Origin of the sequence: Methylobacterium tardum (assembly GCF_023546765.1) — a bacterium.
Taxonomy (GTDB): Bacteria; Pseudomonadota; Alphaproteobacteria; order Rhizobiales; family Beijerinckiaceae; genus Methylobacterium; species Methylobacterium tardum.
Genome location: NZ_CP097484.1, coordinates 3,581,441 through 3,593,507 on the forward strand (window position 1 = coordinate 3,581,441; position 12,067 = coordinate 3,593,507).

Below are 12,067 nucleotides of genomic sequence, written 5' to 3' on the forward strand. Positions count from 1 at the left end.
TCGATCGCGGAAACGCCGTGTATTCGACGCGGCCGGGGGCGCCGCGATCGTGGATCGGCGACATTGTCCACAGGCGCCACGGCTCACCTGTCGGCGTCCGGCTCGCCCCGGCGGCGCGAGCCCCGGATTATCTTTCTGATCGCCGCGTCGCCGATGTCGCCCTGGCGATCCAGGGCATCGGCCAGCCGACCCAAGGCCGCCCGCCGGGCCCGAACGGCCCCGGAGGCACGCCCGTACGCCGCCGTCAGGCGAAGGTGCACGGCGGCCGCCACGCCGGGGACGCGCAGCAGGTCGGCCGTGGCCGCCTTCGGGAGCGCCACCAGGGGCGTGCGCGGCGAGAAGCCGAGGTGGGTCTCCATCGCGACGGCGAGGCGCGTCGCCGCCGCGAGGTCCTCCGCGGCCCCGGCCGTCACGTCGCCGAACACGGCCTCCTCCGCGGCCCTGCCCGCCAGCATGATGGCGAGGCGCTCGTCGAGCTGCGCCTCGGTGACGGGACCCGCCCCTTCCCCGGCCCCGATCCACGCCGCGCCGCCTTCGGCGCCGATCGCGGCCGACAGCGACGCCGCCCCCGCCCCGATCGTCGCGGCGGCGAGCACGTGCCCCGCCTCGTGGACCGCGACCCTGCGGCGTACGCTCGCGGGCAACGGCGGCCACGCCTCAGCCGCCGCCGCGGCAAGATCCGCCGCGTCGAGGTCGCGCCCCGCCCGGCGCGCAAGCCCGCGGGCCCGGCGGACCACCGCCTCGGCGTCGGCGCCGGTGGCGCCGAGCAGCTGGCCCGCGAGGGGCCGCAGGTCGAGGCCCGGCAGGGCGCCGGCGAGGTATCCGCGCAGGATGAGGGCCAGGTCGACGGCGTCCGGCGGCTGGATCCGGACGTGGCGCTCAAGCCGGCCCGACCTCAGGATCGCGGGGTCGATCCGGCCGGGGTGGTTGGTCGTCCCGACCACCACGACCCCCTCGCGGGAGGCGGCCCCGGCCAGGTGTTCGAGCAGGGCGTTGACGACCTGCGTGGCGTAATCCCGGCTATGCTCGGGAAAGCTCGCGCGGTCGCCGAAGGAGTCGATCTCGTCGACGAGGGCCACGCAGGGGGAGCGGCGGGCGCGGTCGAAGAACGCGCGCATCGCGCCCAGGGTGTGGCCGAGGTGGCCGTCGCGGGCCGCCTGCCATTGCGCGAGCGAGCCCGCGATCAGGGGGAGTCCGGCGCTGCGGGCCAGCGCCGCCGCGAAGGCCGTCTTGCCCACGCCCGGGGGACCGGACAGCAGGGCCGCGGATTCGAGGTCGGCCCACCGCGGCGCAGCCGGCCCGCCGGCGAGCCACGCCCTCAGGTCGAGGACGAGGGAAAGGCCCCAGTCGCGGGCGGCGCCGTAGCCGTGCAGCTCCTCCAGCCCCGGTCCGCCCCGGTCGGTCCCGGCCTTGGCGGACACGATCGCGGCGAGCCTGCTCGCGGAGCCTTCGCCGCCGCGCGCGGCGTGCACGGCCAGGCTCAGGTCCCCGGGATCGCAGAGCGCGGCCCCGGCGGCGGACAGGCGCGACCGCGGCGCCGCGCCCGTCACCGCCTCGACGACGAGGGCGACCTCGGTCGGGTCGAGGGCCTCCACCTCGATCCGGAGCTCGGCGCCGCGCACCGGGTCGCGCGGCAGCAGCCGCGCAGGATCCTGCGAGACCCCGATCACGACGGCGCCGTCCTGGAGCGCCTGCCGGACCTCGCCGTTTCGCCTGTCCGGCTGGTGCCCCGACGACGAGCCGTCGGCCTGCACGACCAGGGCGGTTCCCGCACGGCCGTCGCCGCGCGGGAACCGCCGCCCCGGGTCGACGAGGCACAGCGCGGACGCGGAGGCGACCGGCTCGACCCATTCCATGGCCGGCACGGTCACCAGCAGGATCGCGGGGCCGAGCCGGGGAAGCGCGCCGACCCCGCCGACGGCGTCCACCGCGCGGCCGAGGGCGACGGCCGCGCCGGCGAGGTCGGCGCTCGGGCGCCGGGGGCCGTCGAGGAGTGCGTCGACCGCCTCGTCGAAGCTCGCCGCCGGACGGCCGTCCTCGACCAGGAGGGCGAGGAACGCGCGCGCCGTCGCCTCGCGGCGCGGGATCGCGGACGCGGCGCGGGTCGGACCCACCCCGGCCGTCACGCGCGCCTCCCGCGGCGGGGCCGCGCCGCGCGTCCAGACCGCGCGGTCCACGCCCGCGCGATCCGGGCCAACTCGCCGTGGCCGGGGCGCGACCGCGACAGGGCGCGCAGCGCGTGGGACAGCACGACGCCCGCGGTCGGGTCGCCGTCCCGGTGCGCCAGGACGAGAAGGTTCCCCATCACCAGGTCGGCGAGCGGGCCCTCGGGACCGTGGTGGCGGATCCGGTCGATGGCGACGGCCGCGGCCGCGGCGGGATCGCCGGCCCGGGCCGCGGGCCAGCGGCGCTCGTGCAGGATCGCGGTCGCGGCGACAGCGCCCGCCAGGGCCGTCACGTCGGACTTGGCGATCTCGGACGGCGCCCGGGTCCGCCACAGGGTCAGCGGGCAGCAGCGCGGCGGCATCGTCCCGCCCCGACGCGCCAAGCGCGGGCCGCGTGCTCTCGACATGTCCATGTGCGCTCCCATTCCCAGCTCCGGTGTTCGGGATCGTGGCGGCGCCTCAGGCCGTCACGACGAGGGTCGGGTCGAAGGCGTGCGCCGCCATCGCGTGGTCGCGGCCGCCGGTCCGCGGGTTGGCCACCACGCGCGTCTTGGCGACCCGGTGGTCGGCGGCCGCCGGCACGTTGCCGTGTACCCACAGCGACGGGGCCCCCCAGGCCGCCATGGCGGCGGCGGCCTCCGACGCCAGGGACGCCGGCAGCCAGGGGTCGGCGTGCCATCCCTCCCAGTCGACGGGGAGCGAGCGCGGGGTCGGCGCGTGGCACGTCACGACGACGGCCGCGTCGCCCGGCAGCGCGGTGTCGACGCACGCGTTCGGGCCGGGCGGGAGGCCCAGGGAGCCGATCGCCGCGCTCGTCAGCGCGTCCTCGATGAAGGCACGGCTGCGCGCATGCATCGCGAGGGTGTCCAGGGGCGTCAGGGGGCGTCCGCGGCGGAGCTCGATGCGCCCGGCCTCCTCCCAGGCCGTGCGGGCCGCGACGCGCGCCGGGGGCCGGCCCGACGACGCGCCCAGCTGCCAGTCCGTCCACAGGGTGGCACCGACCACGACGGTCCCGTCGCCGTGGGCGGGCCCGAACCGGAACGCGTCGTCGGAGAGCAGGACGAGGCCGAGATCGGCGGCGAGCTCGCGACCCCGGGCGAGCGCCTCGGCCATCGGCGTGCCGGATCGGTATTCGACGTTGCCGGGCACGACGCAGACCGGCCGACGGCCTTGCCGGCCGTCGAGCGCCCGGGCGAGCCAGGTCAGGGACGCGGAGAGGCCCGGGCCGACGTTGCCGGCGACCAGCATCGCGTCGAAGGCGGGCAGCGGCTCCGGGAGCGCGAGGTCCGGGCGGAGGTCGACGCGCAGGTCCGACAGCACCCAGAAGGCGGGGCGCGGCGAGACCCGCTCCGCGGCCCGCGCGTGCGCCAGGATCCCGGCCATCGCGGCCGGGGCGAGCCAGCACACGCCCGGCTCCGCCCGGACGGGCGTCCCCGTCCCGTCGGCGCTCGGGCGGATGTTCATTGCGGGCTCCGGGTCAGCGCGCGATCCCGCACGCGCAGGATCGCCTCGACCGCCCGGCGCAAGCGCCGCAACGAGCCGCCGCGCCAGCGCGCCCGCAACGCGGCGCGCTCGACCGCGTCGAGGGGCAAGTGGAATCGCGGGTCGAACCCCGCCTCCATGGCGACCCCGGCGAGGATGCCCGGGAGCAGGGCGTCGAGGTGGTCGGCGCGTGCCTCCGGGAACCGGACGACCCGCATCCGGTCCAGCAGGGGCGCCGGCAGGACGGCAGGCGCGTTGGCGGTGCAGATGACGGTGACCCACGAGAGGTCGAGCTCGACCTGCAGGCAGGGGTCCGGGAAGCGGGCGGCGTTCTCCGGGTCGAGAGCCTGGAGCATCGAATCCCAGAGACGCCCATGATCGGTCCGCGTCGCCGCCTTGTCGACCTCGTCGACCATCACGATGGGGTTGGCCTGGGCATGCCGTGCGACGGCCATGAACGGCCGGCAGGGCTCGGACGAGTACCAGCGCCGCTCGGTGCCGCCGAAGGAGCCTCCGGCGTCGTTCGCGCCGTCCACGCGGTAGACCCCGACGCCGAGCGACTCGCCCAGCCGCCGGACGAACCGCGACTTGCCGGACCCGGGCGGCCCCGCGATGACCATCGGCGGGGCGTGGACGTGCGGACGCGCCGCGAACGCGCCGAGCGTGGCGTCCACCGCCGCGACGGCGTGCGGGAACTCCTCCAGGAGGGCACGGCGCACGCCGGCGAGGTCAGGGGTCGGGACCAGCGGCAGCGCCGTGCCGATCGCGTTCTCGTAGCCGCGCGCCACCTCCTTGGCCTTGCTGTGGCCCGTCCGATTCAGGTGGGGGCAGACCAGGACGTGGCCTGCGGGGACGTCGGCGACCGCGGCGGCCCCGCCGTCCTGCCGGCGGTCCGCCTCGTCCCGGTAGGCGCGCACCATGTCCCGCAGGTCGGCGATCTCGGATTGGGCGCGCGCTTCGCCGGCCCGGCGTCCGTCCCGCTCGGCGGCGACCGTCAGGGGCTGCGCGACGGCCTGCCCGACGACCGCCGCGACCTGCGCGAGCGTGCCCGTGGTCCAGAGGCCGCGGGACCGGCCCGTCGCGACGGCCGAGAGGCCGACGGCGAGAAGGCGCGCCTCCTGGCAGATGTCCGCGAACGCCGATTCGAGTTCCGCGCGCCAGGACGCCCCGGCCTCGTCGGTCGCCTGGGTCGCGCCGTCGGGAGCCGCCGCCGGCCTCCCGAGCGGGTCGAGGTGCGCCCACGGCGCGCGCGCGGCGTCCCCGCCGGCCTGAGCGCCTGCGGGGACGGGCGCAAGCCGGTGGAGCTGCGCCCCGACCTCCGGGAGCCGATCGAGGTACGACCAGGCCGCGGCCGCGGCGCGCCCGGCGTGCTCCGCGACGCGCTCGAAGGCGCCGAGCAGGACGAGGGCGTCGGCGATCTCCCGGAGGGTGGGGTCGTCCCCGAGCGCGGCCGCCCGGTCGAGGGCGCCGAGGCCGCAACCGTCGGCCTCCCCGGCCCCGCGGCACCGTCCTGCGGCGGCACGTCCAGCCCGGGACACGGCCCGACGTTCTCGCGAAGCCACGCCGTCACGCCGGCGCCCAGCCCGGGCGTGGCCGCCTCGGCGTCCGCGGCGAGCTGCGCCGGGAGCGGACCGTCCGTGGCGTCCGCGTCGAGGCCGGCGCGCAGGGCCCGCGGCAGGTGCCGCAGGACGATGCCGCGCGCGATGTCCGGGGTCACGTCCTTCATGGCATTCTCCAGGCGGTTGCGGCGGGACGGGCGGCGGACGCTCAGGTCGTGGCGTCGAGGACCAGCGCGGGGTCGAAGGCCCGGTTCTCGCGCCCATACCCCTTGGGGTTGCAGACAACCCGGGTCCGACCGACCACGTGGTCGCGGCTGGCGTGGACGTGCCCGTGGACCCAGACGGCAGCCCCCAGGCGACCGATCGTCCCCTCCAGGCGCGAGGCGAAGGCCGGGTTCAGCGGCCGGCCCGCGAAGGCCGGGTCGAGGGACGCCGCGGCCGGGGCGTGGTGGGTGACGACGACCCGGGCCCGGGCCAGGGTCCACGCCCGGTCGAGGGCGAGCGACTCCAGCCGGGCGCGGCTGGCGCGGTGGACCGCGGCGGCGTCCTCGGGCCGGAACGGCATGGCCGCCGGGCGGCGCGCCCGGTCGATCCGGCGGTGATCGGCGAGCATCCGCCGGGCGTCGTCCATCGAGGACGCCACCCGCCCGTCCCCGTCCAGCCGGTAATCGGTCCAGAGCGTGCACCCGGCGAACGCGACGTCGCCGATCCAGGTGGCCTCGTCCTCCAGGAAGTCGACGCCGGACCGCGCCGCCGCGATCCGCCCGGCCGCCAGGGCGTCGGGACGGCACGACCGGTAGTATTCGTGGTTTCCCGCCACGAAGACCACGCGCATGTGCGGGCGTATCGTGCGCGCGAGCCAATCGAGCGAGGTCTCGATCCCCTCGCCGACGTCGCCCGCGACGACGGCGACATCGGCCTCAGGAATGGCCTCAGGCGTCCACGGGACGCCCATGTCGCGGTGCAGGTCGGACAGGATCCAGAGGCGCATGCGCAAGACTCCGTCAACCGACGCCGCGTGCGGCTCGGCTCGGCTGGACTGGGCTTGGAACTGGGACTTGGACCGGGGGCCCGGGGAGGCCGCGCCGACCTAGTGCACGGCGCCCGCGGAATCGCCGGCCGGCGTGCGCAGGACGTACCAGCGCGACAGCGTCCGGGCGAACGTCGCGCGATCCGTGAGGTAGACCTCGCTGGTCCGCACCCGGTGCCCCTCGGCGATGCCGGGGTGGCCGGTGACCCGTCCCTTGAGCACCGGGGCGAAGACGGCGTCGCACGACCAGCCGTCGAGCACGGGCGCGCCGGCCAGGTCGTCGGCGGTCGGCTTGAGCCCGGCCTCCGCCGCCTCGACGTCGTCGGCGAGGTCGCGCAGCCTCTCGGGCAGCGACCGGACGTCTGCGGCCTCGCCGATGCGCCTCGCCTCGTCCTCGCGGGCTTCGGGCGGCAGGTTCCGCCCGGGAGCCCCCGTGGCCCGCCGAACGGCGCCCAGCAGCGTCAGCGCGACCCGCAGGGCATGCCCTCCGGGGGTCCCGTCGGCCGGCCGGAGGCCTCGCCCCGACCTAGCGGCGGCACCGCGCAGGGAAGCGTCGGTCCGTCGGGATCGAGGAGCGCCATCGCGGCCGCGAACCGCGCCGCCGCCGGCGCGCCGCCGGCGCGTCGGCAGCCGAGATACCACGTCGGTACCGGGGTCGTGTGTGCGGCGCGCCATGCGGCGGCCTCGCGCTCGTCCGCGGCGTGCGGGCCGACCACGAGGACGGATGCGTCCAGCAACGCGCGGACCGCTCCCGCGCGCAGGTGCCTCGACGGCAGGTCGACGAAGACGGGTCCGCCGCCCCGCAAACACGCTTCCGCCGCCCGGGCGACCTCGCCCGCGGACGCCGTCTCCCGGAAGCGGACGTGGCGCAGGCCGGTGCGCGATCCCGGCACGGCGACGCGCTCGGACGCCAGCAGGGTCGCCGCGCCGTCCGCGACGGTGGCCGCGTGCGCGGCGAGGAGGGACGCGTGTGACGCGTCCGTGCGCCCCGAGGCGCCGGAGAAGGCGATCAGCATGGTGGAACTCCAAGCACGCCGGGACGACGTCCGGGATGGACGCCATCGGCGGCACATCGCTGGCCGGGCCGCGCCGAGGCGCGGCTGGTTCAGGGAACGACGACGCGCCGCCGCGGACAAGGCGATGGTCGAGGTCAGGGGATTATGGAGGGCCCGGGCGCGCACCTGCACGTCTCACCGGGAGAAGCGTCCACTACAGCAGAAGCGCTTCGATGTCTAGACTTTACCGGGCAAAACATCTGTTGATTGCGGGGATATCGACAAATATTTTCCCGTCGGAACAGTCGATCCTGATCGTGGGTCCGGTCCGCCTTCACGCCGCATTGGCTTCGTCGCCCGCGCGGCGATGGCGGGAGGGCGAGCCGCGACGCCCGCGCACCGAGCCATTCGATGAATGGCCGTGACGCCCCGCGAAACGGCGCCCCGGCTCCCGCGTCCGGGGGGCCGGGTCACGCAGCGCGTGGCTTGCGCCGGAGGCGGCGGAGTGCGTCGGTCGTGCCATTGCCGTGACCCGACCGGTGACGCGGCCGTCCCGAAGCCGGCCTCGGGACGGCCGCCTCGTGGACACTTGGCCCTTCCGGGCAGGCCCGGGCAACCGCACCGAGGCGCATGCCCCGATGACGGCATCGGCCGGGGGCGAACGCCCGCGCGGCGCGCGGGACGTTTCGGGGCGCGGCGGGCGGCTCCACGCTCACGTAACGCCCGGCCGGCGCCTGAACGCGAACGGCTCGATCTCGTGGATGAGTTTGTCCCCGTGCCAGAGCTGCGCCCTGCCCGTTCCGCTGAGCGCGTGTGCCAACTCCACAGCCTCGTCGCCATCCATGGCAACGATGTCGTGGGTCTGGATCGTCCTACCCCGCGCGTCGAGGCGCCTGACGCAGTACCGCCCTTCTGGGGAAGCTTGCTCCTGACCGCCGGCCCGGGAGGCCGGGGACGGATCGACATCATCCACCACAGCAAACCTTCGGAGTTTCAGCGCGGCGTCGGCCGGATGCCCCTCAAGAGGCCTCACCGCGACATTGCATCGCCACACGGCACGCCGACGCATGACTTGTCGCCGGACGGCCAGCACACCTCGTATGTAGTCTCGGATCCTGTGCGCCCGTACATGGGCGCATATCAGGCGAACTCTATACTTTGGTTCACCCCGGATGGCCAGCATGCGGGCGCCCCCGCAGGGTTGGAAGCAAGCCGTCGTACCCGGCAGACGCCCCATGCCCGGCCGATCCCGACTGATCAGCATCGGGCCCGGGCGACGGAGCCGGGGCGCGAACCGGTGCCCCGGCGGAACGGTGACGTGAATCGGCCGGCATCGAGCTTCAGGCCGGGACGCTAATCCTCGCCACCAGAGAATCGTCCTTCGATGTGCGTCGCCGCGTCTGCGTATAGCTCGCAACGTCGGAGCAGGACGGCGCGCCTCTCCGGCTTGCGCGTCCCATCCGCCTTCGCTTTCGCCTTGTCGGCACGCTCGCGCATCTTCTTGGCGAGCTTGCGGAAGGCCTTGTCGATCTTCGAGCTGACCTGCTCGACCTCCGCCTTCACCGCATCCTCATGGTCTGGCATCGGCCCGGGAAGCGTGCTCCTTTCGTCCTTGGCCAAAGGCATCTCCATCGACCTGCCCGCACCCCTTACCCGATCCACTGCGACAATGCGATCACGGTCGCGATGCATGCCGACCGGCGGGCGCGCCGACCGCCCAGCCCGCGGGCATCATGCGTGAGGTCCGGATCGTCAGGTCGGCCGCGAGGATCGCCGGCGGCATCGAGCCGTTCCCGCGAGTGGCGGCGGGCCCTGCCGCGCCGGCTCGCACGTCAGGCAACCATCGGGATCGCGGCGGCATCCGGTTCGGGGGAGGCCCGCACCGTCGGCGGCAAGCTGCCGAGGCGCAGGCCCCCCTTGCCCCCGGCCTTGGCGGCGTACATCAGCGCGTCGGACGCACGTAGCGCCGCGGCGAGGCTCTCGCCCGAGCCGGCCGCCAGGACGATCGCCCCCATGCTCGCGCCGACGCCGCGGCCGGCGAGCGCATGCACGAGGCTTTGGTGCAACGCCTCCGCCCGGACTGCCGCCAAGGCGTCCGTCTCGGCCTGCAGCAGGAAAGCGAACTCGTCCCCTCCAAGCCGAGCGATCCGCTCCCCGTGGGAGAGGGTTGCCCCTGCCGCGGCAACGACCCGGCGCAGAACCTCGTCCCCGGCGGCATGGCCTTCCCGGTCGTTCAGCGCCTTGAAGCCGTCCAGGTCGGCCATCACCACGACGTGGCGCCCGCCGCGCCGCGTCGACAGGACGGCCTGCGCGTGATCCTCGAACGCGATCCGGTTCAGGGCGCCTGTCAACGCGTCCTGGCGGGCGGCCTCCCGCTCGCGGTCGTAGGCGCGCCGCAAGGTGCAGGTGGCGAAAACCACGAAGGCATAGGTGCCGAGGCGGAGGAAGGCCCGGGCGACCGCGACCGCCGGAGGCAGTGCCGCTTCCTCGGGCAAGGCGGGCAACACGTTCAGCAAAGCGGCGGCCAAGGCGACGCCACAGGCGACCGCAGGTCCGAGCCGCCAGCCCGCCAGGACGATCAGCGGGATGTAGGCGGGCCCCATGCCGATCCCAGGAACCATGCGGTCGATGGTGGCGAGCGCGAGGCCGGCCGCGGTCAGCACCGCCCACGACGCCGCCAGCGGGTATTCCCTCGGTGGGATGATCGGACGCCGGTCCGGCAACCTGCCCCGCGACAGCATCGCCTTCCCTCCCATCGGTCGCGGAGCCAAGCGCCGCGCCACGAGATTGCCATGCGATTCCTTAAGGTTGTCCTGGGCGGCTGGCGCCGGCGACAGTCCGCGGTCCCGTTCGCCGGAACGACGGACGCCGCCTGGATTCGGCATCCCTTCGGTCCCGTCGGGTTCGGGTCCCGACCAATGGCCCTTGGCCGTCGTCCCGCGGACGCCGCCGGATCAATGACGCCACTCGCGGGCTTCACCCGACCGAGGCCTATCAGGTTCGATGACGCTGCTTTCGCAGCGTCTCGGCGGATGTATTCCGCAGGCCGGAGGCGATGATGGCGATGGCGAATCCCGGCGCGCCGATCGCGGCGCTGCGGGGGCGACCCCGAGGATGGATCCGGCCTTGCGCGAAGCCCGCACCCGCTACGATCACCCCACCGGATGGCTCGGCGTCGACATCGCCGACGCCCTGGTCGCGCGGTGGCTGATCACGCCGGGCGATGAGGCCGGCACGGTGGCCACGCCCCACGGCGGGCGACTGGGTTCGTCATCGAGGCCGAGCCGGCCGGACGGAGCCACCTGCCCCGCCGCCCGTTCCGGCACTGGAGCGAACGACGGCCGCATCTCGTCAGCCGGCCCGGCGGCGCCCAGTGTCGCCGCCGCGGGGGGACTTGTATCGAGCGAGCGTCGACGGGGCGGGCGCGCCGTCCGGGTGACCGAAGCGGGCCCAACGGCCAACGGACCTTTCGACGGCGGCCGCCCCTCCCGATCCCCGACGACGGGCGGACAGGCGTGACCCGCCCCCGCCACTCTTGCGGGGCGCTCCTCCCCGGGCATACGGGCCGCGGCTTGGATCACACCGGGGACGGACCGCCCGCTACTCGGCAGGTTGCTCCATATCCGCGAGCGCCTCGATCACCCGGCAGTCGCCGACCCGCCCTCGGCCACAGGTGTCCAGGGCGCGCCGCAGCTCGCGTCGGAGGGCCACGAGCCGGGCGATGCGCCGGTCGATGTCCTCGACGTGACGGCGGGCGATGCCGTCGACCTCCGCGCACGGGCGGTCCGGCTGCTCACTCAACGCCAGCAGTTCGCGCACCGCGGCCACCTCGAACCCAAGCTCGCGCGCGTGCCGGATGAAGTGGAGCCGCGCCACTGCGGCGGCGTCGTAGCGGCGCTGCAGTCCACCCGTGCGCGCCGGGACGCGCAGCAAGCCAACGCCTTCGTAATAGCGGATCGTCGGCACCTTTACCCCTGAGCGCCGCGCCAGCTCGCCGATCGATATCTCTGCCATGGCCCTTGAACCTTTGGTGGCTATAAGAAGTAGGTGAGGGCCGAAGGCGAGTCACCCCATAGCCGACGGCTGCTGCGAAAGACGCGTTGCCCGCTGCCAACCACCCGCGCCCGCACCGGCGGGACATCCCTCCCCCGCCATCGCCCACGGCGCGGCGGCCGCTGCGTGCTGCACCGGCGGCGTCCCGGTCTTCGATGGCGGGAACCCACGCCACAAGCGCATCCTCTGGACGGTGATCGGCCCGGAACGGGGCGTTGTTCCTCGGAGAGATGGCGGCGGGCCGGCTCGCTGGGTCTCAGGCGCTCAGGCCGACGCAATGGCCTTGCTCGCCGACACGGTGACCTACGGCCTCTGGCTGGCGGTGATCGGAGCGAGCCTGCGCACCCGTGCGTCGGCCGCGCTCACCACGGGCGTGCCGCCGTCGCTGATGGCGTTCGGCTCGACGGTCTGCCAGACGCTGGCCCTCGGCCTGCCGAAGGCGGAGGTCATGGGTCTGGCCGGCGAGCTGGCGCTGGCGGTCAACGCTGCCTCGGTGCTGCTCCCGAGCCCGTACAAGGACGGCGGTGCGAACATGCGCTCGCTTTTGGTCGTGCTCGCGCAACGACGCGATCGGCAATGTCATCGCCATGGGCGCGGTGCTGGCGGTGCGGGGCACCTCGACCGCGTGGCCCGACCTTCCGGCCGCCGCCCTCATGCCCGGCATGTTCCTCACCTCCTCCGCGCAGTTGCCAAGGCGGGCATGGTCGGAGTACCGCGAGGGCGAGCGGGTGCGCCCGGCGCCGGTGGAGTAGCCGATACGGACCGGTGCCAAGCGCGGACTGA

General features: G+C 75.1%; 10 protein-coding genes and 1 pseudogene. 1 reads left to right on the forward strand and 10 read right to left on the reverse strand.

All coding sequences use genetic code 11. The features are described from left to right. Positions 1-83: 83 nt before the first annotated feature. The 10 genes from M6G65_RS17145 to M6G65_RS17190 all read right to left on the reverse strand — a co-directional run bounded on the left by M6G65_RS17145 (position 84) and on the right by M6G65_RS17190 (position 11,245). Positions 84-2,177, reverse strand: a complete 2,094-nt coding sequence (locus tag M6G65_RS17145) for an AAA family ATPase (protein WP_250102606.1) — start codon at positions 2,175-2,177, stop codon at positions 84-86. Beyond that, positions 2,123-2,578 carry a hypothetical protein gene (locus M6G65_RS17150; RefSeq protein ID WP_250102607.1) on the reverse strand — a complete coding sequence of 152 codons (456 nt, stop codon included), beginning with the start codon at positions 2,576-2,578 and terminating at the stop codon, positions 2,123-2,125. Before M6G65_RS17150 ends, M6G65_RS17145 begins: the two co-directional genes overlap by 55 nt. A gap of 46 nt (positions 2,579-2,624) precedes the next feature. Beyond that, positions 2,625-3,629 (reverse strand): metallophosphoesterase family protein, encoded by a 1,005-nt coding sequence (locus tag M6G65_RS17155; RefSeq protein ID WP_107645320.1) that lies wholly within the window; start codon positions 3,627-3,629, stop codon positions 2,625-2,627. Then, positions 3,626-5,185, reverse strand: a complete 1,560-nt coding sequence (locus M6G65_RS17160) for an AAA family ATPase (RefSeq protein ID WP_250102608.1) — start codon at positions 5,183-5,185, stop codon at positions 3,626-3,628. The genes M6G65_RS17155 and M6G65_RS17160 overlap by 4 nt, the downstream gene beginning before the upstream one ends. Positions 5,186-5,414: 229 nt before the next feature. Next, complete coding sequence (locus tag M6G65_RS17165; protein WP_043075229.1) at positions 5,415-6,197, reverse strand: metallophosphoesterase; 783 nt, start codon at positions 6,195-6,197, stop codon at positions 5,415-5,417. A 99-nt stretch (positions 6,198-6,296) separates the two neighbouring features. Further along, complete coding sequence (locus M6G65_RS17170; RefSeq protein ID WP_250102609.1) at positions 6,297-6,497, reverse strand: hypothetical protein; 201 nt, start codon at positions 6,495-6,497, stop codon at positions 6,297-6,299. Between the two features lie 200 nt (positions 6,498-6,697). Then, on the reverse strand, positions 6,698-7,252 hold the full coding sequence (locus tag M6G65_RS17175; protein ID WP_250102610.1) for a hypothetical protein: 555 nt from the start codon (positions 7,250-7,252) through the stop codon (positions 6,698-6,700). Between the two features lie 1,332 nt (positions 7,253-8,584). Then, positions 8,585-8,851 (reverse strand): hypothetical protein, encoded by a 267-nt coding sequence (locus M6G65_RS17180; RefSeq protein WP_024828390.1) that lies wholly within the window; start codon positions 8,849-8,851, stop codon positions 8,585-8,587. 212 nt (positions 8,852-9,063) lie between these two features. Continuing rightward, on the reverse strand, positions 9,064-9,972 hold the full coding sequence (locus tag M6G65_RS17185; protein WP_071000294.1) for a GGDEF domain-containing protein: 909 nt from the start codon (positions 9,970-9,972) through the stop codon (positions 9,064-9,066). A gap of 859 nt (positions 9,973-10,831) precedes the next feature. Next, positions 10,832-11,245, reverse strand: a complete 414-nt coding sequence (locus M6G65_RS17190) for a MerR family transcriptional regulator (RefSeq protein ID WP_043075225.1) — start codon at positions 11,243-11,245, stop codon at positions 10,832-10,834. Positions 11,246-11,303: 58 nt separating this feature from the next. On the opposite strand from M6G65_RS17190, the pseudogene M6G65_RS17195 reads away from it, so the two are divergent. Further along, a pseudogene (locus tag M6G65_RS17195) lies at positions 11,304-12,036 on the forward strand (cation transporter). The last annotated feature ends 31 nt before the right edge of the window (positions 12,037-12,067 follow it).